At 69.8% G+C, this 22,052-nt stretch carries 23 protein-coding genes and 1 pseudogene; 10 read left to right on the top strand and 14 right to left on the bottom strand.

The features are described 5' to 3' along the window. Positions 1–8: 8 nt before the first annotated feature. Both ACFYSH_RS28325 and ACFYSH_RS28320 read right to left on the bottom strand, forming a co-directional pair. Positions 9–260 carry a hypothetical protein gene (locus ACFYSH_RS28325; RefSeq protein WP_388756226.1) on the bottom strand — a complete coding sequence of 84 codons (252 nt, stop codon included), beginning with the start codon at positions 258–260 and terminating at the stop codon, positions 9–11. 219 nt (positions 261–479) lie between these two features. Next, positions 480–860 (bottom strand): MerR family transcriptional regulator, encoded by a 381-nt coding sequence (locus tag ACFYSH_RS28320; RefSeq protein ID WP_359468947.1) that lies wholly within the window; start codon positions 858–860, stop codon positions 480–482. A 110-nt stretch (positions 861–970) separates the two neighbouring features. Between ACFYSH_RS28320 and ACFYSH_RS28315 the strand changes: the two genes are divergently transcribed. From ACFYSH_RS28315 to ACFYSH_RS28300, 4 genes are all read left to right on the top strand, one after another. Beyond that, the gene (locus tag ACFYSH_RS28315) at positions 971–1,546 is read left to right on the top strand and encodes a hypothetical protein (RefSeq protein WP_388756223.1); all 576 of its coding nucleotides are present in this window, start codon (positions 971–973) and stop codon (positions 1,544–1,546) included. 112 nt (positions 1,547–1,658) lie between these two features. Next, positions 1,659–1,967 carry a hypothetical protein gene (locus ACFYSH_RS28310; protein WP_359468952.1) on the top strand — a complete coding sequence of 103 codons (309 nt, stop codon included), beginning with the start codon at positions 1,659–1,661 and terminating at the stop codon, positions 1,965–1,967. Positions 1,968–2,001: 34 nt separating this feature from the next. Then, positions 2,002–2,439, top strand: a complete 438-nt coding sequence (locus ACFYSH_RS28305; RefSeq protein WP_359468955.1) for a nitroreductase family deazaflavin-dependent oxidoreductase — start codon at positions 2,002–2,004, stop codon at positions 2,437–2,439. 334 nt (positions 2,440–2,773) lie between these two features. Further along, positions 2,774–3,523, top strand: a complete 750-nt coding sequence (locus tag ACFYSH_RS28300; RefSeq protein WP_388756220.1) for a transposase family protein — start codon at positions 2,774–2,776, stop codon at positions 3,521–3,523. A 323-nt stretch (positions 3,524–3,846) separates the two neighbouring features. On the opposite strand, the gene ACFYSH_RS28295 is transcribed toward ACFYSH_RS28300, so the two are convergent. Genes ACFYSH_RS28295 through ACFYSH_RS28270 form a run of 6 tightly spaced genes read right to left on the bottom strand, consistent with a single transcriptional unit; the run spans position 3,847 to position 10,587 of the window. Continuing rightward, positions 3,847–5,583 (bottom strand): CocE/NonD family hydrolase, encoded by a 1,737-nt coding sequence (locus ACFYSH_RS28295; protein WP_359468967.1) that lies wholly within the window; start codon positions 5,581–5,583, stop codon positions 3,847–3,849. Positions 5,584–5,601: 18 nt separating this feature from the next. Further along, positions 5,602–6,543, bottom strand: coding sequence for an MBL fold metallo-hydrolase (locus ACFYSH_RS28290; protein WP_388756217.1), 942 nt, complete (start codon positions 6,541–6,543; stop codon positions 5,602–5,604). 3 nt (positions 6,544–6,546) lie between these two features. Further along, positions 6,547–7,473 carry an alpha/beta hydrolase gene (locus ACFYSH_RS28285; RefSeq protein ID WP_388756214.1) on the bottom strand — a complete coding sequence of 309 codons (927 nt, stop codon included), beginning with the start codon at positions 7,471–7,473 and terminating at the stop codon, positions 6,547–6,549. A gap of 5 nt (positions 7,474–7,478) precedes the next feature. Then, a complete protein-coding gene (locus ACFYSH_RS28280) occupies positions 7,479–8,594 on the bottom strand; it encodes an NAD(P)/FAD-dependent oxidoreductase (RefSeq protein ID WP_359468976.1) in 1,116 nt (371 codons plus the stop codon). Between the two features lie 11 nt (positions 8,595–8,605). Next, the gene (locus tag ACFYSH_RS28275) at positions 8,606–9,562 is read right to left on the bottom strand and encodes a phosphotriesterase (protein WP_359468979.1); all 957 of its coding nucleotides are present in this window, start codon (positions 9,560–9,562) and stop codon (positions 8,606–8,608) included. A 50-nt stretch (positions 9,563–9,612) separates the two neighbouring features. After that, positions 9,613–10,587 (bottom strand): phosphotriesterase, encoded by a 975-nt coding sequence (locus tag ACFYSH_RS28270; protein WP_359468982.1) that lies wholly within the window; start codon positions 10,585–10,587, stop codon positions 9,613–9,615. 261 nt (positions 10,588–10,848) lie between these two features. Here ACFYSH_RS28270 and ACFYSH_RS28265 point away from each other — a divergent pair, with 261 nt between their 5' ends. The 4 genes from ACFYSH_RS28265 to ACFYSH_RS28250 are packed head-to-tail and all read left to right on the top strand — an operon-like array spanning position 10,849 to position 14,279. Further along, a complete protein-coding gene (locus ACFYSH_RS28265) occupies positions 10,849–12,021 on the top strand; it encodes a cytochrome P450 (RefSeq protein ID WP_388756211.1) in 1,173 nt (390 codons plus the stop codon). Further along, positions 12,018–12,206, top strand: a complete 189-nt coding sequence (locus tag ACFYSH_RS28260) for a ferredoxin (RefSeq protein WP_359468987.1) — start codon at positions 12,018–12,020, stop codon at positions 12,204–12,206. The genes ACFYSH_RS28265 and ACFYSH_RS28260 overlap by 4 nt, the downstream gene beginning before the upstream one ends. Then, positions 12,203–13,345 carry an NAD(P)/FAD-dependent oxidoreductase gene (locus ACFYSH_RS28255; RefSeq protein WP_388756208.1) on the top strand — a complete coding sequence of 381 codons (1,143 nt, stop codon included), beginning with the start codon at positions 12,203–12,205 and terminating at the stop codon, positions 13,343–13,345. The genes ACFYSH_RS28260 and ACFYSH_RS28255 overlap by 4 nt, the downstream gene beginning before the upstream one ends. 10 nt (positions 13,346–13,355) lie before the next feature. Beyond that, positions 13,356–14,279: a LysR family transcriptional regulator gene (locus ACFYSH_RS28250; RefSeq protein ID WP_359468994.1), complete on the top strand. Its 924-nt coding sequence runs from the start codon at positions 13,356–13,358 to the stop codon at positions 14,277–14,279. Between the two features lie 24 nt (positions 14,280–14,303). Here the strand turns inward: ACFYSH_RS28250 and ACFYSH_RS28245 are convergent, their stop codons facing one another. The 6 genes and pseudogenes from ACFYSH_RS28245 to ACFYSH_RS28220 all read right to left on the bottom strand — a co-directional run bounded on the left by ACFYSH_RS28245 (position 14,304) and on the right by ACFYSH_RS28220 (position 19,659). Then, complete coding sequence (locus ACFYSH_RS28245) at positions 14,304–14,912, bottom strand: TetR/AcrR family transcriptional regulator (RefSeq protein ID WP_359468996.1); 609 nt, start codon at positions 14,910–14,912, stop codon at positions 14,304–14,306. 279 nt (positions 14,913–15,191) lie between these two features. Next, positions 15,192–15,460: pseudogene (locus ACFYSH_RS28240) on the bottom strand (3-oxoadipyl-CoA thiolase); the annotation flags it as partial. Then, complete coding sequence (locus ACFYSH_RS28235) at positions 15,457–16,803, bottom strand: FAD-dependent oxidoreductase (protein ID WP_359468999.1); 1,347 nt, start codon at positions 16,801–16,803, stop codon at positions 15,457–15,459. The gene ACFYSH_RS28235 and the pseudogene ACFYSH_RS28240, both read right to left, overlap by 4 nt. A gap of 143 nt (positions 16,804–16,946) precedes the next feature. Beyond that, positions 16,947–17,654, bottom strand: a complete 708-nt coding sequence (locus tag ACFYSH_RS28230; RefSeq protein WP_359469002.1) for a maleylpyruvate isomerase family mycothiol-dependent enzyme — start codon at positions 17,652–17,654, stop codon at positions 16,947–16,949. Continuing rightward, on the bottom strand, positions 17,654–18,493 hold the full coding sequence (locus ACFYSH_RS28225; protein WP_388756204.1) for a fumarylacetoacetate hydrolase family protein: 840 nt from the start codon (positions 18,491–18,493) through the stop codon (positions 17,654–17,656). The genes ACFYSH_RS28230 and ACFYSH_RS28225 overlap by 1 nt, the downstream gene beginning before the upstream one ends. Continuing rightward, on the bottom strand, positions 18,490–19,659 hold the full coding sequence (locus tag ACFYSH_RS28220; RefSeq protein ID WP_359469008.1) for a cupin domain-containing protein: 1,170 nt from the start codon (positions 19,657–19,659) through the stop codon (positions 18,490–18,492). The genes ACFYSH_RS28225 and ACFYSH_RS28220 overlap by 4 nt, the downstream gene beginning before the upstream one ends. 123 nt (positions 19,660–19,782) lie before the next feature. On the opposite strand from ACFYSH_RS28220, the gene ACFYSH_RS28215 reads away from it, so the two are divergent. Then, a complete protein-coding gene (locus tag ACFYSH_RS28215; protein ID WP_359469011.1) occupies positions 19,783–20,559 on the top strand; it encodes an IclR family transcriptional regulator in 777 nt (258 codons plus the stop codon). 42 nt (positions 20,560–20,601) lie between these two features. After that, a complete protein-coding gene (locus ACFYSH_RS28210) occupies positions 20,602–22,020 on the top strand; it encodes an MFS transporter (protein ID WP_388756201.1) in 1,419 nt (472 codons plus the stop codon). The last annotated feature ends 32 nt before the right edge of the window (positions 22,021–22,052 follow it).

Below are 22,052 nucleotides of genomic sequence, written 5' to 3'. Positions count from 1 at the left end.
GGGCTCGGTCAAGTTCCGTAGGTCTCCGGATCGGTGGTGATGCCCAGGATGGGGAGTGCCCGCCTGGGTCCGTCGCGGATCGCCCGGGTGGTCTTGGCGATGTTGTCGGCTCCGAGGGTTTTCAGCATCTTGGGGCGGGGTGGTCCGGCCGCGAGGCCGCCGGGCCGCCCCTGCGGTCGTGCACGGGCTGAGGCGAGGTGCCAGGTGCCGTTGGTGTGGGTGAGGCCGAGGTTGATCATGAGCCTTTTCAGCGTGGCCACCGATCGGGTGATGGCCTGAGCCCATGCACGGTAGTTGTCACATAGGCAGGCTGGCTGTCACCGGCGGCGTTGCCGCCGATGGAGAGGGGCACCGTTCTCTGCTGCCGCCGCGGTGTGGCCGGTCCAAAGCATGTGCCGCGCCCCGCGCGACCTGGTCGTGGTCCCTCTCGGTGATGTCGGCTGACGGTCGGTACTCGCAACAGCGGTGCCGAACAGCTCTCAAGCTCGTGTCGCCGTCTGTGCTTCGTCACCGTCCATGGTGTGGATCAGGTCGGTCAGGGCGGCCCGGTTTCGTGCGAGTGAGTTGATGCGCTCGGTCATCCGGTCGCGCTCGCGCACGAGCATCGCCCGCAGCTCAGGGGAGGTGCCGCAGGTCACCTCACGCGGGTGCTCGACGCAGTGGAGCATGGGTGCGATGGCTCGCGTCGGGACACCTGCGTCGAGGAAGCAGCGGATCTTCTCCGCTCGCTCGACGAGGGCCACGTCGTAGTCGCGGTAGCCGTTGTCGCCGCGCTGGGGTGTGATGAGGCCCTGCTCCTCGTAGTAGCGCAGCATGCGCGCAGAGATGCCTGTTCTCTGGGCCAGCTCGCCGATCTTCATGGATGCATCACCGACATTCTCATGTTGTCAAGGTTAGCTCGAGCCCGGCGGGGCCTGACGCGCGAGCCGACTTGACCTCGACACGGTGTGAAGGTTGCACATTGGGACCCGTGCCTGCTGACCGACACACCGAGCAGCGGCGCTGTCCGATGGTCACTGCCGTCGACCACGAGGACGACGACGCCGTCCGAATCACGAAGGGAACCCAGAACATGGCCACGGAATTCAGCTTCGGCAAGCTGATGCAGCACCTGACCTCGGGCGCGGCGCTGAGCCGGTCTGAGACCTTGCCCTCCGAAGAGCACATGCGCAAGGCCGTGCAGGGCTACATCGACAACATCACCAACCCTGATGCGGACTACGCGGCCACCTACCTGGCCGTGCCGCGCACGGGCGAGGACCCTGTGGGGACGAAGCCCATGACCATCCGCGGCAGCGGGCAGGACCAGCTGGAGGAGATGAAGCAGCTCCTCGACGTGCCTTTCATTCCCAAGAGGGCCGAGCTGACCGCTCCGATCAGCTTCTCACTCGGGAACCAGGCGGCCATGGCGTTCAAGCTCTGGGCGGAGGTGGACGGCCGCAACATCAGCATCGACATCATCGAAGTCATGACGTTCGACGCATCCGGGAAGATCTGCGACCAGATGGCGTACTGGGGCGTGGAGAACGTCACCCTGCTCGACTGAGCGTCCGACTGAGGCCGTACCGGCTCCGCGGCCGCGCCCCGCCACCGGAAGAAGAGCCATCCTATGACTGCATCAGTCACTCCGTCCGTCTGCATCATCGGCCGCCGGCTCGATGGGCGTCGTCACCGGCTACCACCTGAGCCTGTCCGGCGCCTCCGTCACCTTCCTGGTGCGGCCGCACCGCCCGGCGGGCCGCGCCGCCAGCGAACAGACCACCGCTGAGGGCGTACTGGAATTCTTCCGGCAGATGGAGAAGGACGCCCTGCCACTCGACCTGGCTGCCTTCAACGCCTACCACCACGGCGGCAAGGTCAACGGCCAGGACCACGAAATCCTCCGCGAAGCCCTCGGCCGCGGAGAAGCGGAAGGCGTCCAGATGCCCGCCCTTCGCACGCTGACCGCGCGGCTGCAGCACCCCTGAGCCGAGCACACAAGCGACACCAAGGAGACACAGCGTGAACTCGGAACCCGACCCCGCCAAGCTCGGCATCGCCGAATTCTCCCGGCAGCAGGTAGAGATGATCCTGGAGAAGGGAACGACCGAGGGCATCACGGGCAAGGGCCGGCCGATCGTACTGCTGACAATGCGCGGCGCCCGCAGCGGCCAACTGCGCTACAAGCCCGTCATGCGCGTCGAACACCAGGGAAGCTACGCCGTCGTCGGCTCGAACGGCGCCTCGACCGGGCACCCCGCCTGGTACTACAACCTCAAGGCGCACCCCGAGGTCTCGCTGCAGGACGGAACTGCCGCCAGGAAGTTCCTCGCACACGAGGCCGACGGCGCCGAGCGGGCCGAGTGGTGGCAGCGGGCCATGGCGGCCTACCCGGACTACGGCGCAATGCAAGCCTGGACGGAGCGCACGCTTCCGCTGTTCGTACTTGACCCCCTGTAACCATCGGCCGAGCAAGGCGGGCACCGCCCGGCCACACACTTACGGCAACAGACATACGGAGCGTTCAACACGGGCTCTCGACTCCGTGCTGGAGTCCCGTCAAGCTCACGATCTTCTCCGGTGACGGAAAGCTGCCGAATGAGAGCCTGTGAAAGGTCGGATTCCTCGTGTGTGACGACCAGGCTGCTTCGCCCGCCCCGAACGCCAGCTCAGCCGGTCCCGCCGATGACAGCTACTGAGCATCGGCTCATGACCTCGGTGCCCGTAACGAACAGGGCTCCCGTGCCGTTGGGTGAGGTGTTCGAAGTCTCAACCTGCCGGTCCAGGAGTTCTGTTGGTTACCTATCCTGCCGCACTCCTCGTGCCTCATGCACTGGTCGAGTGGGTCACGATGCTTATCGTCATCCGCGAGGGTGACCGCCGCTGCAAGCTCCCGCCGCACAAGCGCGCCCTCGTCGCTCTTACCTACCTACGCAAGCATGACACTCTCACCCAGATCGCCGCCGGGTTCGGTATATCCGTAGGCACCGCCCACGCCTACACCACCGCCGTCGTGAGGCTCCTCGCCGACCGGGCCCCGGGCCTGCTCAAGACCCTGCGCGATCACAAGCCGGACTACGTGCTCCTGGACGGCACCCTCAGCGAGTGCGACCGCCTGGGCGATGGACGCGCCGATTACTCCCACAAACACCGGCGTCACGGTTTGAACGTGCAGGTCGTTACCGATCCGATGGTCAGCTTCTGTGGATCTCGTCGGCCTTGCCGGGCCGCGCTCACGAATCTGACTGCCGCACGCACTCACCGCATCATCCGAATCTGCGAACGCCAGGGCGTCCCGATCGTCGCCGACCGCGCCTACATCGGTGCCGGCTCCTGGGTCACCACCGCCATGCGCCGCCCGCCCAAGGGCGACCTGTCCCCGACCGAACGGACGCTGAACCGGGCACTCGCCCAGGCCCGCGCTCCTGTCGAACGAGGCGTCGCCCGCCTGAAGTCCTGGCGAATCTTCCGCCGCAGCCGCTGCAGCCCGAACCGCATGACGGACATCGCCGCTGCGGTTCTCACCCTGGAGAGGCAACGCTGAAAACGCTCCCTACGCTTTACTGCGGGATGTGGTGAGCCCTTCCGGAACGACCTCGTACGACATGAGTCAAGCCACGCCAGCGCATGGGCCTGTACCGCACCGTCCTGCACGAGGGCCTGTACGACGACCTGCCCCGCTACCTCAACCCGGGACCCGGGCATTCAGCGGTCACAGCTTCACGGTCGAGCCCCATGGACACTCGCTGGCAACCGTTCGCGGCCCTGTGTGCGGCTTCGCTCGCGGACGCCGTGAGGAAGCTGCCTGCCGGGGTGACCGCATGAGGGGTTCCGCACCGGCCGCCTCCCTGCTGCGTGCCGCACGCTCTATCGACTCGCGTCCCGTGCCGTTGTCGTGAACGGCAGCACCAGGCGCGAGGGGTGTGCCGCGTCGCGGTAGATCTTGTGGGTGACGGGGCGGCCCACCGGCAGGTGGAAGGCGTCCGGCGGCAGCAACGCGTTGTGCTCGTCGGACAGCGGCTCGGCGTTGGAGAGCTCCGCGACCAGTTTGTGTCCCTGCAGGAACGTCGCCGCGAAGGGGTAGATCCGCAAAACGTACTCCTCGATCGTCTCCGGTTCGACCGGCACCGCGCGGGTGTGCGGGTGGTGCGGGTCGCCCTCGGTGGTGCGCTCCTCGTCGAGTTCGCGGTGCGATGCCTTGAGGTAGGCGGTGGTGATGAGCTGACGCTTGCCGCCCGGGGCCTCGTCCCACATGCGCAGGATGAAGTTGGTGTCGGGCTGGTCGATCTCCACGAAAAGGTGCGCCGCGCCCTGGCCGATCATCTCGGTGGGCTCGGTGAACGGGGCGGTGGACCAGCTGAGGATCTCCACCTTGTCGGTGACCGTCAGCGGCGCCTGGTAGAAGCCGTCGGGGGCGGCGTACTCGACGGCCATGGGCTCGGGCTCGGAGGAGAGCTTGCCGCGCGGGCGGAGGTGCAGCGACCGGTACTCGACGTCCTTCGGCGGCCACTGTGCGCCGGTGACGGTTTCGCGCGAGCCCTCGACGTGGACGCTGACGACCGGCTCGTCCATCACACCGTTGTCGATGCCCTTGAGCCAGTACTCGTACCAGCGGAACATCTTGTCGTGCTCTTCGATGAAGGGGCGCGACTGCATGGGCGGGTAGGGGCCGATGTCCAGCTTTTTCGGGCCCTTCAGAGAGTCGAAGAGTTCGATGGTGCCGTCCATCGTCCAGCCGCGGCCCTGGTCGATCTGGAGCCGGACCGGGATGTCGATGTTCGGGGCGAGGGTGATCGGGTTGCGCTCCTCGTACCAGTCGCCGTCGACCTCGTTCATCACGATGTCGAACCACGCCTCGTGGTTCTTCGGGTAGTTCAGGACGTGGACCAGGTTCGGCCAGGCCGCCACGTCGGGATCCTTCAGGCGCTCGGCAACGCGCTTCTTGACCTCCTCGGGGGAGAACGTCTGAAGCATGCGGGACTTGACGCCGTCGGTGAACGCCCAACCGGAGTCGCCGCCGCGGCCCTCACGGGCGGCACGCGGCATGAACCACATGACGCCGCCGTGGTAGGTGGTCTCGTAGAAGTCGTAATGGCCACCGCTGACGAAGATCGCCTTGAGGCTCGGCGGCCGCTCGGCCGCCGCCAGCACCTGCATCGAGCCGAAGTAGGAGATGCCGATCATGCCGACGTTGCCGTCGCACCACGGCTGCGCCGCGACCCACTCGATGAAGTCGTACGCATCCTGGCCGAGGGAGACGCCGCCGGCGTTGTAGTTGCCGATGTGTTCGCCCTCGGATGCGCCGGAGCCGCGCAGGTCGCCGATGACGTGGACGTATCCCTCCTCCACGACGCGCGCGATGTCGCCCGCCTCGATGCAGCCGTCCCACATCGGGCTGGGCCGGCGCTGCGGCGGGGTCGTCAGGGCAAGGGCCTGGAGCTCCTTGCCATACGGGCTCAAGGCCACCAGCGCGGGCCGGGGCGTGTCGTCCGTGCCGCTGTAGGTGTCGGCGGCGAGGGTGACGCCGTCGCGCATGGGCACGCGGAGATCCTTGTGGACGGTGATCTTCTGCTGACCCGCCTGGACGGTGTGGGAGTCGGTCATTGGTGCGGGGCTCCTGTACTACGAAGTCTGGTCGTGCTGCGTGTGGTAGCCGTGCATCGAGGTGAAGAACGGCGACGGCTCGAGCGTGGGATCGCCGGTGTAGCCGAGCTCCTCGGCGGCACGGGCGAACGGCGAGTACGGCGAGTGAGACTCCTTCAGGCCCGCCTCCAGGCAGCCGCAGGCCGCCGCGGCGACGCGGTCCTCGACCGCGAGACTCTGAGAGATGGCCTCCTGCGCCTGCGCCTCGTCGAGTTCGACGCCGTACGGTGTGCCGTCGGCGCGGCGGTACGGGTGCCCGAGGTACAGGTGGCGCGGGCGGACCTCGTCGCGCAGGTACGCCAGGCTGTCTCGGTAGGAGCCCGGGTCCGTGTAGCCGGGGAAGCCGTTGGCGGCCCCGTGGACCTGCACGGCGTCGCCGGTGAACACCGAGCGCTGTCCCTCGACGACGTAGGCAACCGATCCAGGTGTATGGCCAGGTATCGCGTGCACCGAGACGGTGACGTCGCCGCCGAGGGAGAGGGTCTCACCTCCCCTGACCAGCAGGGTGGGCTCCATCTCGCTGGATATGACGGCATTCGCGGCCGCCGTCGCCTTCGCCTCGCCCTCGACATCGCCCAGGTAACGCCCTCGTCCCGCGAGGTAGTCCTCCACGTGGGCACGCCGCGAGCGGAGCATCGGCGCGTCGGCCTCGTGGATGACCACCTGCGCACGCCGACCGGTGAGTTCCCACAGGGCGTGCGCCCCGCCGACGTGGTCGATGTGACCGTGGGTCAGCAGGATCCAGCGCACGTCCTCGATGCGCCGCCCGATCGCCTCGAGCGCCGGAGCCATCCCCTCGGCGGGCGAGGAGGCGATCCCGGTGTCGACGATCGCCGGCTCGGGTGCGTCGATGAAGAAGCTGTACAGGCCGAACCGGCCCCACGGCGAGACCATGGGATGGACGGCGATGGGGTGCGTCATGGACTACTTCCCTCGGGTGAGGAAGTCGCGCGTCTCCGCGAAGACCCGCCGGTACTCCGGGAGCCAGGAGAAGTGCTGGACGAATCCGTGCCCGGCTCCCTCGTACCGGCTCACCTTCGCCTCCACACCGGCTTCCGCCAGCCGCAGGCCGTAGAACTCGCCCTCGTCACGCAGCGGGTCGTACTGGGCGGTGACGACGAGGGCGGGCGGCAGCCCGGTGAGGTCGGCCCGCTTGAGCGGCGAGACCAGCGGGTCTGCCGGGTCGGCGCCACTGTCGAGGTAGAAGGCGTTGAAGGGCTTCAGCCCCGCCGTCTCCAGGCCGTAACCCTCGGCGTTCTCCCGCAGCGAGGCGTAGCGGTCGGCGTCGAAGTCCAGGTCCAGCGAGGGGTAGTAGAGGATCTGGTGGGTGATCCGGTCGAAGCCCTCGTCGTGTGCCCGGGCCGCGACGGCGGCGGCGAAGGCGCCGCCGGAGCTGTCGCCCGCGACGGCGAGGGTCGTACCGTCCCAGGCCAGGCTCTCGCCCTGCTCGGCGACCCACCGCACGACCGCGTGGCAGTCGTCGAGACCGGCCGGAAAGGCGGCCTCGGGCGCGAGTCGATAGCCGACGGAGACGACCTTGAGCCCGGTCTCCTTGGCGAGCGAGCGAGCGACATGGTCGTGGGTCTCCATGCTGCCGAGGAAGAACGCGCCGCCGTGGAAGTAGACCAGCACGCCGTAGCCGTCGGCCTCGGCCGGGGTGTAGATCCGCACCGGTACGTCGCCGGCGGGCGTCTTCGCCGTCGTGTCCTGGACCGCGTGGAGCGGCAGGCGCTCGTCGAGGGGAGCGACGTGCGCCTCGTCCGCGGCGCGCATGGCGACCGGGTCGAGTGGGCCCCCGGGCGGGGTCGGCAGGCCGGTGAGGAACCGGGCGATCTCGGGATGCAGTGGCATGACCTTCACTCCTGCGGGGCAGTGGCGGCGGGCTTCTGGCCGGGGAACACGTCGTTGATCTCGTCCTCGGTCCAGCCCTGGCGGGAGATGCGCTGCAGCTCGTCGGTGACCGGCTTGCGGGTGGCCTGGTACAGGGCCAGCGCTTCTTTCAGTGAGTCCGCCCGGCGCAGGGCGTCGGCGAGCGCGCCGCCGTCCTCGATGGCCGAGTTGGCGCCCTGGCCCTGGTGGTGCAGCATCGAGTGGGCAGCGTCGCCGACGAGGACGGCGGAGTCCGAGTGCCAGGTGTCGACCGGGTCGATGTCGTAGACGGCGCGGATGTTGACGGTCTCCATGTCGAGGTCGCGTGTGATGCTCACGAGGCGCTCGTCGAAGCCGGCGACCGTCGCCAGCATGTCGTCCTTGGTGACCTGCGGCGTCCAGGCGCCGTCCGGGCACAGGGCGGTGATGTCGAACGACACCTGGTTCCGGTGGCGCAGCGGCAGCAGGTAGACCTTCGTGCCCCGGCCGATGTACATCCGCAGGTTGTCGTCGGTGACCATGCCGTGCGCGGCGTCGACGGAGATGACCGCGCGGTAGGCGTGCTCACCGGCGAACACCGGGCTCTGCTCGCCGAACAGCTGGTTGCGCACCACCGACTTGATGCCGTCGGCGCCGACGACGAGGTCGGCCTCGACGGTCCTGCCGTTCGCGAAGCCGAGTGCGGCGCTGTCGCCCTTGTCCTGGATGCTCTCCAGCCTGTGTCCGAGGTGCACCATCCCTTCGGGGAGCACGCCGAGGAGGGCTTCGATGAAGTCTCCGCGGTGGATCAGGTGGGTTGCGGTCTGCTCACCGGCGGCGGGCCACGACTCCTTCATGATCGGTTCGCCGTGGGCGTCGAGGATCTCGAAGTACTCGCTCGGCGAGCTGACCGTCGCTATCGCGTCGAAGACCCCCCACTCGCGGAACCGGTTCATGGTGGCAGGACGCAGACCGATGCCGGCGCCGACCTCCCGGATCTGGTTGGCCTGCTCGTAGACGTTGACGTCCGCGCCGAGCATGCTCAGGGCCTTGGCCGCGGCCGCGCCGCCGTATCCCGCCCCGACGACGGCGACTTTGAGGTTCTTGAGGTCTGAGAGTTGCATGGTGGTTCTCTCTACTTCTGGATGGTGAGGAAGTCGGCCGGGTTGTCGACGAAAATCGTCTTGATCGCGACCTCGTCGAGGCCGGCGTCGCGGAGGTCCGGGATGAGGTCCTCGAAGAGGTAGTTGACGGTGTGGCCCTTCACACCGGGCCAGCCCAGCGGGCTGCAGTTCGCGTCGGCGGAGGCGAGGACCTGCTTCAGCCGGCGGCCCCCGTCGATGAACCTCAGGAAGTGGTCGAGGCGCTCCTGGCGGGGGCGGGCCCAGAAGGGCGGGTCCGGCAGCTCGGTCTCGTAGCCGAAGGTGTCGAAGCCGATGCGGCCGCCTTGTTCCGCGATCCAGACGTCGCGCGTCCTGTCGGCGTTCACACCGTCGTCGACGTGCCCGAACAGGACGCGGCCCAGGGGAAGGCCCTCTTCGTCGAAGATCGCGAGCGCGTTCTCGGCGTCGATCGCGAGGTGGGTCAGGATCGGCACACCGGTGGTGAGCGATGCCCGGGCGGCGGCGCGGTAGATGCGCTTGTCCAGGTCCGTCATCCGGCCGCCGCGGCTCACGCCGACCTTGATGACTCCGGCGAGAGCGCCGGTGTCGCCGATGCCGACGGTGATCTCGTGGACGAACTGCCGCATCAGGTAGTCCACGTCGGCGCGGGCGAAGTGCGGCAGGGCGGTGTCGCCGCCGACGAAGCCGGTGCAGGCGACGATGTGGACGCCGGTCTTGGCGGAAAGCGACTTGTAGTAGTCGACGTCGCGGCCGTTGCAGATGCCGGTGGCGTCGACGAAGGTGCCGCCGCCGTACTCGTGGAAGGCGCGCAGCTTCGGGACGGTCTCCTCGTACCGCTGCTCGGGCGTCTTCCACCACTTGGTGTCCAGCTCGGAGCCGGGCATGCCGTAGCCGATGTGCTCGTGGACGGCCACGAGACCCAGCTCCTCGGCGGGGACGGGCCCCCGGACGGTGTTGACTCGCGACACTGCACTCACCTTCGAGGTATGGGACGTGATGGGGGTTCGCGTCGGAGCGCTCAGCGCACCGACAGTAGGTCGCGCGGGTTCTCCACGAGAATCCGCCGCGTCTCCTCGTCGCTGAGCCCCTGGGCCTTCAGGAGGGGGACGAAGGTGGTCAGCACGTAGCTGTACGGCACGTCGGCCGCGGGGTGGCCCTTCGCCACGCCGGTGGCGCTGCTGGAGAGCAGGATCCGGTCGCCGAAGCCGGCCCGGACGAGGTCGGCGACCAGGGCGGCACGCTCGGCGTCCGTGATGTGGGCGTCGTCCTGCGTGCCGACGTGGTCGAGCGCGGCGTAGGCCCCGCGGCGGACGGTCTCGAGGGGAGCGCCGACGGCGACGGCCTCGCGCCGGTCGAGTCCGCCGACGGCGACGCGGTCGGCCGCCAGCTTCTCGTCCAGGACGACGCCGAGGTCACCGGCGGCGTCGTTCCCGTAGCGGAGCGACACCGCGACGCCGGTGCTCGCGGCGGCCCGGGCCGCGCCCCGGAACAGGCTCTCGTCGGTCGCCGTCATGCCCTCGGGGGTGGCCGTGACGGCGACCAGTCCGGCGGCGCCGCGGCGCTCCACACGTGGGACGACCATGCCCCCGGTGACCTCCTTGGCGAAGAGGTCGGCGAACTTGTCGGCAGGCCACGGCGTCGGCGGGTTGGTCTGCGGCGTGAGGAAGTAGCCGCCGAGCAGTTCCTCCGGGCCCTGCCCTGTCGAGGCGACGATGTGCACGCCGGTCGCGCGGGAGAGGGTCTCGTACAGCGGGACGTCCCGGCCGTGGAATGTGCCGGTGCAGTCGACGATCGTGCCGCCACCGTGGGCGCGGAAGTCCTTCAGCTTCGCGGCGAGGATCTCGAAGATCTCGGCGCGGTCGATGCGGATGTCGAAGGCGTGTTCGGCACCGGGAACGACCGAGAGCAGCGCCTCGTGGACCGAGACGACGCCCAGCTCATCGGCCGCCACCGGGCCCAGGACGGTGTTCACGGTGGTGTTCTTCACGCTCATGGCTGCCTCACGTGTCCGGTGTGGGTGCGCAAACACCCTGTGGCTGCCGTCACGTTAACCATTGGGTTTACATGACGTCAAGAAAACGAACGCTACGAAAAGATTATCGACGCAGAGTTGCGTAACTGGCGCGGCCGTGACACGGCCGGGAGACCCAGGGCAGCCACAGTCAGACCCAGGGCGACTTCATGCATCACGCTGATGTCACTTCATGTAAATCATTCACTTGTTGGATATGAAGCCGCCCATTTGACTGAGGGCATGACCACGCCGCCCATCTCCGACGTCGACCTCTTCGCCGACGAGGTCGTGCTCGACCCCTGCCCCGTCTACGCGGATCTGCGGGAGCAGGGCCCCGTAGTCCACCTCCGGAAGAACGACGTGTACGCCCTGACCCGGTACGACGTCATCCGTGACGCCCTCGCCGACTGGGAGTCGTTCTCCTCGACCTCGATCGCCTTCAATACGGCGGCGAACGAGGCACTCACCGGCACCTCGCTCGCGTCCGACCCACCGGCGCACACTGCGCTGCGCGCCGCGCTCACCGAGAACCTCTCACCGCGCGCCCTGCGCGGCCTCAGGGACGGCATCGAGACCAAGGCGGACGCCCTCGTCGCCGAACTCGTCAAGAAGGGCTCCTTCGAGGCCATCGACGCCCTCGCCCGCGCCTTCCCCCTGCAGGTCGTCGCCGACCTGATCGGCTTCACTGGCCATGTGCGCGACAACATGCTCCGCTGGGGGCAGGCCGCCATGCAGGTCATTGGCCCGATGAACCAGCGCACGGCCGAGAACTTTCCCGTGGCCGGAGAGCTCTACGCCTGGTGCTCCCAGGTGGGGGCCGACGACCTGGCCGAAGGGTCCGTGGGCCGGGGAATCTTCGACGCCGAGGCACGCGGGGCCATTCCGTCCGGCGCGGCCGGCCACATCATCCACCAGTACCTCGGCGCCGGGCTCGACACCACCATCGCGGCGATGGGCAACATCGTCGCCCTCTTCGCCCGGCACCCCGACCAGCTCGACCTGGTCCGCGCGAACCCGTCACTGGTACCGGCAGCCTTCAACGAGGTACTGCGCTTCTGGCCGCCCATCAACGCGTGGGGCAGGCGCGCCACCAAGGACATCACCGTCGACGGGACCCTCATTCCGGCGGGCGCGCAGGTCGCCGTCCTGCTCGGCTCCGGCAACCGCGACCCCCGGCACTACGACAACCCCGACGCCTTCCTCGTCGAGCGCAACCCGGTCGACCACCTGTCGTTCGGCTACGGCCCGCACGGCTGCGCGGGCCAAGGGCTCGCCCGCCTGGAGGCGCACGCCGTGATCGAGGCGCTCGCCCGGCGCGTCAAGCGCCTCGTCGCCGGGCCGGAGGTCCGCGTCCCCAGCAACATCACCCGGAGCATCGAAGAGCTCCCCGTCCTGGAGGTGGCCCCCGTATGAAGATCGTTCTCGACCGTCCCCGCTGCGAGGGCCACGGCCTGTGCGAGGAGGCCGCCCCGCAGCTCATGCACCTCGACGCCGAAGGCGAGCTGATCCTGGACCGCGAGGAGGTCGACGAGGCCGGCGCCGCCCTCGCGAACGCCGCCGCCCGCGTGTGCCCGGTCGCCGCGCTGAGGGTCGAATGAGCACCGGGGCCCTGGACCGCGTCGTCGTCGTCGGCAACGGCATCGCCGGGCTCACCGCCGCCGACACGCTCCGCCAGGCAGGCTTCGACGGTGAACTGACCATCGTCGGCAACGAGACGCACCCGGCCTACAGCCGCCCGGCCCTGTCCAAGGCGCTGCTGCTCGAGGGCGACGGCATGTCGTCGCACGAGCTGCCGCCGGCCGGCCACGCGGCGAGGGAACTGCTCGGTGTGCATGCGACCGGGCTCGACCTGGACCGCCGACGCGTCACGCTCGACGACGGTACGGCTCTGCCGTACGACCGCGTCGTGCTGGCGACCGGCTCCCGTGCCCGGCGGTTGTCGGACCTGCCCGAGGAGTTCACCCTGCGCGGGCTCGACGACGCGCTCGCCCTGCGCAGCCGGCTGGCGTCCAGGCCGTCGGTCGTCATCGTGGGCGGTGGCCCGCTCGGCATGGAGATCGCCTCCGGGTGCCTGGCCGCCGGCTGCCGGGTCACCGTGGTCTCCCAGGGTGTGCCGCTGATCGTCCAGCTCGGTCCCTACCTCGCGGACGTCTTCGTCAAGGCCGCGCTGGACCGGGGCCTCACCGTCGTCGAGACTGCGGCGGCACGGCTGCTAGGACGCGACGGACATGCCCGGGTCGTTCTCGACGAGGGCGCGGTTCTGGAGGCGGACGTGATCCTGACCGCCGCCGGCGACGTGCCCAACACCGAATGGCTCGCGGACACCGGCCTCGCCTCGAAAGGCGCCGTCCCGGTCGACACCCGCGGGCTGGTGCGTCCCGACGTGGCGGCCGTCGGTGACCTCGCGGCCTTCCCGACGCCGCACGGCCTGCGGCGCGTTCCCCTGTGGAGCAGCGCCATCGAACAGGCGAAGGTCGCCGCGTGGGCACTGATCCGCGGTGACGAGGCGCCCCCGCTCCGGTATCAGCCGTACTTCTGGACAGAGCAGTTCGGGCTGAGCCTCAAGGCCGTGGGCAACCTTCCCCTGGAAGGGGAACCGGCGTACGTCGACGGAGTGGCGGGCGGCGGGCCGGCGTTGATGCGCTGGTCGCGCGAGGACGGCACCGGCGACGCCGTGGCGCTCAACTACCGGATCCCGGTCCCCCTGCTGCGTCGTATGACCCGGGCGGCCGCGTAGGGTTCGCCGCATGAGGGCAGCGAAAGAGGGCACCACGGGTTCGGGGTTGGACCGGCTGGCATCGGTCAACCTCAACCTGCTGGTGCCCCTCCTCGCGCTCCTCGAGGAGGGCTCGGTGACCAGGGCCGCGGAACGGGTCGGCCTGTCGCAGCCGGCGATGAGCCACGCCCTCACGAGGATGCGGCGTCTGCTCGGTGACGAACTTGTCGTGCGGCAGGGGACGGGTGTCACGCTGACCCCACGGGCCCTGCAGCTGATCGCGCCGCTGCGCAGCGCCCTTCGGCAGACGGCACGCGTCGTGGACCTGCCCGGCTTCGACCCGGCCACCGATCAGCGGGTCGTCACGGTCGCCATGACGACCAGCACGGCGTTCGTCATCGGCCCCCGACTGGCGCGGCTCACGGCCGAGCGCGCCCCTCACACCACGCTTCGTCTGCGGACGATCACGGTGCCGACCGAGGCCACCTACACCGACCAGGGCGTCGACGTCGTGCTGGTCTCCGAGGGACACTTCTCGCCGCATCCGCGCGAGCGGCTGTACGACGACCGCTGTGTGGTGGCGGCCTCCCCGGACACGCCACCGGAGGCGAGCGCGCTCGACCTCCTGACCACGCAGCCTCACGTCGTCGTCGACTCCGACCGCCGGGTCTTTCCCTACGGGGTACTGGAGGAGAAGGGCATCCCCTACCGCGTCGGCCAGTTGAGCTCCGACTTCCTGCTGGTGCCCTACCTGGTCGCGCGCGCGGGCGGCGTCGCCCTCCTGCGCCACCGGGTCGCCGCCGCCATGCGGACCCTGACCGACCTGCGGATCGAGGAGTTCCCGTTCTCGCTTCCGGGGCTCGGGATCGACGTGGTCTTCAATCCCCGGCTGGGTGATCAGGACTTCGTCGCATGGCTTCGGACGCTGCTCTTCGACGCCGCGACACCGCTCTGATACCGAATCCGGTCACGGACGCGGTCAGTTGAGGAGCCGTACCCAGCTGGCGGCGAGCTCGTCGAGCATCTGGTCACGGTCCAGCTTCCAGTCGGCACGGTGCCAGTGCTGGGCGACGTAGTCGAGCTCGGCGATCGCGAGAACGCCCCGGAAGTGACGCTGGTGGGGCTCGAGGCGTCCGGCCGCCGTCAGTCCGTCCTCGACATCGCCGACGGCTTCCTCCAGCCATCGCTCGACCAGGTCGGGGAGTTCCGGATCGACGACCGAGGCATCGCGGCCGATGCGGATGATCGGCCGGATGGCCGGCCAGATGTCGGCGGTCCGCCGCAGCCACGCCGTGATCGCCTCGGGCGTCCCCTCGGTGACGGTGGCCACGAGGTCCTGCGCCGTGGAACCGTGTTCGGGCGAGCGGACGCGCTGCAGCGCTTCGTTGAGCTGCTCGTCGATGAGCGCCTTCATCAGTTCGCTGCGGGACGGGAAGTACGCGTAGAAGGTCACGCGGGTGGTGCCCGCCGCGGTCGCGATGTCGTCGACCGTGGTGGCGGCGTATCCCTTCGTCTTGAACAGCTCGAGTCCGCTTTCGAGCAGCAGACGGCGCGTCATCTGCTTCTGCGCCTCACGAAGATTCGCCATGCGCGAGATCCTAGCGCGGCCTCTGCATACGGAACGCACACGCCGACTCTTCAGCTAACGCATCAGATATAGCCCTAACGGAGCGTAAAGACTTAGAGGAGCAGGTCCATGGAGAGCCGTTCCCGCAGACCGGCGACCGTGACGCCGTACGTCTCCAGAACGCGGACCCCCTCCGGGCCGGGGGCGAAGACGCCGTGGTCGCTGCAGACGAGGCTGACGCAGGCCGGGCCGGTGAGCGGGTACGTGCACGCGGGGACGAGCTTGGGGGCTCCGTCCCGGGCAAAGCCGGTTCACGGTGGTGGCGGGCACGCTCACCGGGAGTCCGGCCAGCAGCACCGCCATCCGGCCGACGTTCCGGTTGTCCTCGCCGGCGCCGTTGGCGTTGCCCCACACCACGTCACGGATCGCGGACGGGTCGAGCCCCGGAGCCTTGGCCAGGACGCCCGTCAGCGCGGCGGCCGCCAGGTCGTCGGGCGGGCGCCGGCCAGCGCACCGTTGAAACGGCCGAACGGTGTCCTGGCCGCCGCGTACAGGAAGGCCTCACTCACCGGGCCACGCCTTCCTCGAGCGCGGTGGCGTCCGCGCCTTCTGGGGCCGGTGCGAGCACGGCTTCGGCGGCTGTGTCCTCCAGCCGTGCCGAGGCCAGCGGGATCGGCGTGAACATCGCCGATTCCTCGTCCGGGGTCAGCGCCGTGGGGCCGTACACCCAGTCGGTGAAGGCATAGCCGGAAGGGTCCAGTGCGCGCATGATCGCGTTGCGCCGCAGCCGCTGCTCTCCGTCCAGGTGCCACAGCTTGCCCCACGCACGGGCGGTGGACTGCACCCGGCGGCAGTGCTCGACGCGGACGGCCTCGTAGGAGGCGAGTACGGCGTCCCAGTCCGGTGTCCCTGTGCTCCGGTCGAACTGGCGGGCGGCGTGCCGGGCGAGGACCCAGCCGTCCTCGATCGCCATGATCGCTCCCTGCGCCATGTACTGCAGCGGGGGGTGGGCGGCGTCGCCCAGCAGGGCGATCCGGCCGTGTACCCACGTCTCGATCGGGTCCCGGTCGAGCATCTGCCACCAGCGGTCCCGCCACATCAGCGGAATGCCCTTGCGGACGGTGTCGCAGGTGGCGGCGAAGGCCGCGTCCAGCTCGTCCGGCGTGCCCCAGTTACCCTTCCCTGCCAGAGCCTTCGGCGACTCGAAGACGGCAACCTGGTTGAACATGTCGCCGCCGCGCAGCGCGTACTGCACGAAGTGGCAGCGGGGGCCGACGTGGACGGTGACGTCCTTCTCCGCGACGTCGTTGCCCTGGACCGTCTCCATCGGGACGGCCGCGCGGTAGGCGACGTAGTCGGAGGAGACCACGTCGTCGCCCACCAGCTTGCGGCGGGCCACCGAGTGCAGGCCGTCGGCGGCGATGATCACCGGCGCCTCCTCGGTCCGGCCGTCCGCCAGGCGGATGCGGGCGCCGCCGTCGGTGTGCTCGTAGTCGACGACCGCCCGGTCGGTCACCAGTTCCACACCGGCCCGCTCGCACGCCCGCAGGAAGAGGCCGTGCAGGTCGCTGCGGTGGATCACCATGTACGGGAAGCCGTAGCGCCGCTCGAGGTCCCGCAGATCGAGCCGGGTCAGCTCACGGGAGTCGAGGGCGTCGCGCATCACCATGTTCTCCGGGAGCACACCCAGTTCCTTGGCCTCGTCGAGCAGGCCGTATTCGTCGAGGATGCGGGTGCAGTTGGGCGCGATCTGGATACCGGCGCCGACCTCGCCGAACTCCGGGGCCCGTTCGAGGACGCGCACGCGCAGCCCCTCCCGGGCGAGGGCGAACGCGGTACTGAGACCGCCGATGCCTCCTCCGACGATGATCACGTCAGGCTTGTCGCCGGTGGGCGGGGTCACAGCGTTCATCTTCTCTTCCTCATAAGCCGGAAAGGTCGTCGAGTGGTGGGGCCTGCGCGCCGGTTCGGGGCCGGACAGCCCTCTGGTCCGCCTCGCAACACCTGGACCGGCCGACGGAGCCCAAGCAGCCGGTCCCGGTTCGGTCCCAGCGGTCAGAGCCAGCGAGCCAGGGCGGGCACGGACCGGCCGCCGGGAGCCGTGAGGGCGTGTTCACGCCCGGTGAGGTACGCGGTGATCTCTCGAAGCGGGCCGACGACCAGGTTCGGCTCGTCCTCCCCGGGCAGCTGCCAGGACGCACCCGTGTCGGTGGCCTCCAGGAGCAGCGCGGAGCCGGTCTCCTTGGCGCGCTTGCCGACCACGTCGTCGCAGAGGGCGGTGAGGAAGTCGCCCGGCAGGTCGGCGAAGGTCGGACCGGTGCCCAGGTCGACGGCGTGGACGCCCACCTCGCGGGAGCGCATCCAGGGCAGTTCGGTGGCGGGCACGGTACGGCCCTGCGCCGTCACGACCGGGGACTGCCACTGCGCTTCGCCGAGGGCGGCCGTCGACGCGGCGAGCTTTTCGGCGGAGCGGCGCAGCCACCCGGTCAGCTCGGCGGCCGGCATCCCGGCGCCCCGTTCGATACCGGCGGCACGCTCCTCGGGCGAGGAGTACATCGGTGTGCGCTCGCCGGTGGCGGCCCAGTGGACGAGGTTGCCCAGCGCGTCGGCGTTGGCGGCGACGTGGGCGACCAGGTGCTTACGGGTCCAGCCGGGCAGCGTGCTCGGCGCGTCGAGTCCGGCGTCGTCGAGGTCCGCCGCCCGGACGAAATGGTCGGTGGCGAGCTGCGCCCAGCGGCACGCGTCGTCGAACGTGCGGGACATCAGAGCGACCTCTCCTTCGCGACCCGGTTCTCCAGGCAGCCGATGCGGTCGATCTCGGCGACGACCGTTTCGCCGCCCAGCAGGTAGCGCCCTGGCTTGCGGGCGTGCCCGACGCCTCCAGGGGTGCCGGTGGCGATGATGTCGCCGGGGTTCAGACGCACGATCGTCGAGACGTACTCGACGAGGGCGACCGGGTCAAAGAGCAGGTCGGCGGTGGTGTCGGACTGCATGACCTCGCCGTCGACGGTGAGCCGGACGTCGAGGGCGGGGCGTACGCCGCCGGGCAGCTCGTCCGGGGTGACCAGGTAGGGGCCGACCGGGGTGCTGGAATCCCATATCTTGCCCTGGAGCCATTCACGGGTGCGGAACTGCCAGTCGCGGCAGGTGACGTCGTTCAGCACGGTGAAGCCGGCGATCGCCTGCTCGGCCTCCTCGCCCCGGGCGCGGCGCACCCGCTTGCCGACGACCACCGCGAGCTCGACCTCCCAGTCGAACTGCTCGGTCTCCTCCGGCCGGACGATGTCGTCGCCGGCGCCGATCAGGGCGTCGGCGAACTTCGCGAACAGGGTCGGGTGCTTGGGCAGGTCCCGGCCCATCTCCTGGATGTGGTTACGGTAGTTGAGCCCGACGCACACCACCTTCGAGGGCTGCGGGACCACCGGCGCGAAGTCGGCGCCGTCCACGGCGTACGTCTGTCCGCCGGCCGCGGCGGCGCGCTCGGCCCAGTCGTCCCGGCCGAGCAGGGCGCCGACGTCCGGTGCCCCGAGATCGACCAGGACGTCACCGTCGAGCCGGACGGCCCGGGTGGTGCCGCCGGTGCGGAGGGTGGCGAGCTTCATGGGGTGGTTCCTTCCACGTGGGTGCGGTCGAGCCGGAGGGCCTCGAAGATCGGGGAGTCGCTGAAGCGGAACAGGTCCAGGGCGCCGGAGTCGGAGTCGGTGGTGCCGGCCTCGGACCGCATGGACAGCGGCTGCCAGGACGGGACGACGAACAGGTCGCCGCGCGTCACGGACCAGGACTTCTCCCCCACGGTGACGGTGCCGGAACCGTCGAAGACCTGGTAGACCGACGAGCCGGTCTCGCGGACCGGCGCCGTCTCGGCACCGCGTGCGACACGGTGCATCTCGGCCCGGATGGTCGGCAGGACGTCGGCGCCGGTCGACGGGTCGCTGAACCGGACGGCTGCGTGGCCGGGCTCGACGGTGCCGCTGTACCCCTCCGCCTCGAGGGCGAGCTGGTCGGCCAGGGCACGTTCGGTGTGCTCCCAGCGGTACGCCAGCAGGGGCGAGCCGGGGGCGGTCACGCCTGCCGACACCGGGCGCAGGCCGGGATGTCCCCACAGCCGCTCGGCGCGCGAGCGGCTGGGCGTGATGCGCTCGGCGTCGCTGATCTCGTCGCGGCCGAACTCGAAGAACTGCGTCTCGCCCGCGTACTGGAACGGAATGTCGAGACCGTCGATCCAGGCCATCGGCTCGGCGGTGGCGTTGTGGTGCGCGTGCAGGTTCCAGCCCGCCTGCGGGAGGAAGTCTCCGCGGCGCATGGCGACCGGGTCTTTGCCGACGATCGTCCACACGCCCTCGCCCTCGACGACGAACCGGAACGCGTGCTGGGTGTGCCGGTGCTCAGGGGCGTCCTCCCCCGGCATGAGGTACTGGATGGCGGCCCACAGGGTGGGCGTGGCGAACGGCCGGCCGCCGAGCGAGGGATTGGCCAGCGCGATGGCGCGGCGTTCACCGCCGCGGCCGACGGGGACGAGTTCGCCGGCCTGCGCGGCGAGCGCTCGCAGCTGTTCCCAGCGCCACACGTGCGAGACCGCACGAGAGCGCGGGTGCGTGGGCATCAGATCACCGATCTCAGTCCACAGCGGGACGAGAAGTGCCTGCTCGAAGCCCCGGTACAGCTCTTCGAGCGCCGGGGTGACCTCGGGCCGGCCTGCTCCGGCAACGGCCTGCAGCCGGACGGGCGAGCCTGTGGCTATGGCTTGGGTGGAGGACGTCTGAGTCACGGACTCAGCGTGCGCCGCGTCCCTGTGCAGAACATGTAGATTCTGCACAGCAGAATAACCGCCGGTCGGTCCGGGACGGTGACGGACCGGGCTCCGGACCGCGGGCCGTACCGGGAGACTCTCGTGGACAAGCCGCTCAAGACGCCACCGCCGTACCCCGTCGCCAGCGTGGACCACGCGCTCCGGGCGGCGGCGATGCTGCAGATGGAGGGCGAGGCCACCGTGTCGCAGATCGCCGAACGCCTGGGGGTCGCCCGGTCCACCGCCCACCGGCTTCTGGCGATGCTCGTCTACCGGGACTTCGCCGTACAGGGTGAGGACCGCGTCTACCGCGCGGGGCCCGTGCTGGAACTCGCCGCGCACTCCCAGTCCCTCGTGTCGCGGCTGCGTGCGGCGGCCCTGCCCCATCTGCACCGAGTCGTCGATCTTCTGGACGAGACCGCGAACCTCACCGTGCGCACAGGGGACACGGCGCGCTTCATCGCCAGTGTCGAGTGCCGGCAGACGCTGCGGGTCGGCTCCCGGGAGGGCATGGTCTTCCCGGCCCATCGCACGACGGCGGGACTGCTACTGCTCGCCGACCTCCCCGACGAGGAACTGGACGAGGTCTACGCTCCCGAGCGGCACCGCGACCGCCCCGGCGACCGCCCCGACCTCTCCAGGTTGCGGACCGAGTTGCGGCGTCTGCGCCGCAACGGGTTCGCCGTCAACCGGGAGCGGTCCGAGCGCGGCCTCGTCGCCGTCGGGGTACCGGTGCGCGACCAGGACGGCACCGCGCTGGCCGGTCTGTCCGTGTCCATGCCCAGCGTGCGCTACAACCCGCACCGTCTCCAGCCGCTGGTGGCCACTCTGACGGCCGCTGCGCACGCCCTCGAGAAGGACCTGGCCGAGCAGCGGTGAACCCGGCACTATCGTGCGACACCGACCCCCTAGAGACAAGCCATGACGCACGACAATGGGCCGGCGACGTCCCCGGGTTCAACTGTGGGGGCCACCCGGACACCGGGCTACGCGGGAACGCTGACCGCCGCCTGCGGCGCGGTCTTCGTGGCACAGGTCGCGAACGCGCTCCCGGCCTCACTGAACGGGCTCCTCCAGCAGGACCTGAGCACCCACGGATCCCAACTCACGTGGATCACAGCCGCGTTCATGATCGCCGTCGTCTGCTTCGAGTTCACCTTCGGTGTCCTCGGCGACCTCTTCGGCCGGCGGAAGCTGGTGGTGGGCGGCACGCTCCTGGTCGCCGCAGGCAGCACCGTGGCCGCGCTCGCGCCCACCGTGCAGGTGCTGTGGATCGGCGCCGCCCTCAACGGACTGGGCGCCGGCGCCATGTTCCCCGGCTCGCTCACCGCGATCACCGCCGTCACCCGCACCTCACGGCAACGGGCGCACGCGGTGGCCGTCTGGAGCGGCTTCCTGTCCGTCGGCGCCGCCGTCTCGCCACTGCTCGGCGGCATGTTCGCCAAGATCGGGTCGTGGCGTGGCTCGTTCTGGGTGCTCGTCGGACTTGCTTTGATAAGCGCGGTACTGACGCAGCTTCTGGCCACCGAATCCAAGGCGCCGGCGGGCCGTAAGCTCGATATCCCCGGCCAGATCACCTTCGCCGCCGGTCTCATCCTGGTGCTCTACGGTGCCGTCGAGGGGCCCGAGTCGGGCTGGACCACCCTCCCGGTCATGCTCGCCTTCATGCTCGGCGCGTGCTTCCTCGCCGGATTCGTCGTGGTGGAGCTGGGGGCACCGTCCCCGATCTTCGACCTGGCGCTGTTCCGCAACCGGGCCTTCACCGTGTCGTCCGTCGTCGCGGTCATCGGCATGATCGCCTTCCTCGGCGCCTGCTTCGCGACGAGCATGTGGCTGGGCCCCCTGCAGCACCAGGACCCGATCCACGTGGCGATTCCCTTCCTGCTCCTCCAGGGGCCCGCCTTCCTGCTCATCCCCGTCGTCTCGCGGCTCCTCCACCGGGTCGCCGCAGCCTGGCTGCTGACCTCCGGCTTCGCCCTGATGGCCGTCGGCTGCCTGCTGTGCACCCGGCTGGACGTCACCGACCCGAGCCTCGGCCCGTTCGTCGCACCCGCCCTGCTGATCGGCATCGGTTTCGCACTGACTGTCAGCTCGGTGACGGCCGTAGCGCTGAACAGCGTGCCCCCGCAGCAGGCGGGCATGGCGAGCGCGACAACCAACATGCTCCGCGATCTCGGTTTTGCGCTCGGCCCCGTCGTCGTCGGCGCGGTCGCCCTCAGCAAGGCGGGAGCCGCCTTCTCGGCCAAGCTGGCGGGCGCGGACCTGCCCGCGGAGCACCTAGTAGGGCTTGGTCATGTGCGGTCTGTGATGGCGTGTCTTCTTGATCAGTCGTGTCGTTGACCGGGTGTGCTGAGTGAGGAGTTGGCTGCGGT

The sequence above is a fragment of the Streptomyces sp. NPDC005791 genome, assembly GCF_042871485.1.
In the GTDB taxonomy this organism is placed as follows: Bacteria; Actinomycetota; Actinomycetes; order Streptomycetales; family Streptomycetaceae; genus Streptomyces.
This window is presented reverse-complemented; position numbering and strand designations above follow the sequence as displayed.

Excerpts from the sequence above, each read along its gene's own strand:
- ACFYSH_RS28320 (WP_359468947.1), bottom strand. The coding sequence starts at position 860 with ATGAAGATCGGCGAGCTGGCCCAGAGAACAGGCATCTCTGCGCGCATG.
- ACFYSH_RS28310 (WP_359468952.1), top strand. The coding sequence starts at position 1,659 with ATGGGCGTCGTCACCGGCTACCACCTGAGCCTGTCCGGCGCCTCCGTC.
- ACFYSH_RS28295 (WP_359468967.1), bottom strand. The coding sequence starts at position 5,583 with ATGACCGACTCCCACACCGTCCAGGCGGGTCAGCAGAAGATCACCGTC.
- ACFYSH_RS28290 (WP_388756217.1), bottom strand. The coding sequence starts at position 6,543 with ATGACGCACCCCATCGCCGTCCATCCCATGGTCTCGCCGTGGGGCCGG.
- ACFYSH_RS28285 (WP_388756214.1), bottom strand. The coding sequence starts at position 7,473 with ATGCCACTGCATCCCGAGATCGCCCGGTTCCTCACCGGCCTGCCGACC.
- ACFYSH_RS28280 (WP_359468976.1), bottom strand. The coding sequence starts at position 8,594 with ATGCAACTCTCAGACCTCAAGAACCTCAAAGTCGCCGTCGTCGGGGCG.
- ACFYSH_RS28270 (WP_359468982.1), bottom strand. The coding sequence starts at position 10,587 with ATGAGCGTGAAGAACACCACCGTGAACACCGTCCTGGGCCCGGTGGCG.
- ACFYSH_RS28265 (WP_388756211.1), top strand. The coding sequence starts at position 10,849 with ATGACCACGCCGCCCATCTCCGACGTCGACCTCTTCGCCGACGAGGTC.
- ACFYSH_RS28260 (WP_359468987.1), top strand. The coding sequence starts at position 12,018 with ATGAAGATCGTTCTCGACCGTCCCCGCTGCGAGGGCCACGGCCTGTGC.
- ACFYSH_RS28255 (WP_388756208.1), top strand. The coding sequence starts at position 12,203 with ATGAGCACCGGGGCCCTGGACCGCGTCGTCGTCGTCGGCAACGGCATC.
- ACFYSH_RS28250 (WP_359468994.1), top strand. The coding sequence starts at position 13,356 with ATGAGGGCAGCGAAAGAGGGCACCACGGGTTCGGGGTTGGACCGGCTG.
- ACFYSH_RS28245 (WP_359468996.1), bottom strand. The coding sequence starts at position 14,912 with ATGGCGAATCTTCGTGAGGCGCAGAAGCAGATGACGCGCCGTCTGCTG.
- ACFYSH_RS28235 (WP_359468999.1), bottom strand. The coding sequence starts at position 16,803 with ATGAACGCTGTGACCCCGCCCACCGGCGACAAGCCTGACGTGATCATC.
- ACFYSH_RS28230 (WP_359469002.1), bottom strand. The coding sequence starts at position 17,654 with ATGTCCCGCACGTTCGACGACGCGTGCCGCTGGGCGCAGCTCGCCACC.
- ACFYSH_RS28225 (WP_388756204.1), bottom strand. The coding sequence starts at position 18,493 with ATGAAGCTCGCCACCCTCCGCACCGGCGGCACCACCCGGGCCGTCCGG.
- ACFYSH_RS28210 (WP_388756201.1), top strand. The coding sequence starts at position 20,602 with ATGACGCACGACAATGGGCCGGCGACGTCCCCGGGTTCAACTGTGGGG.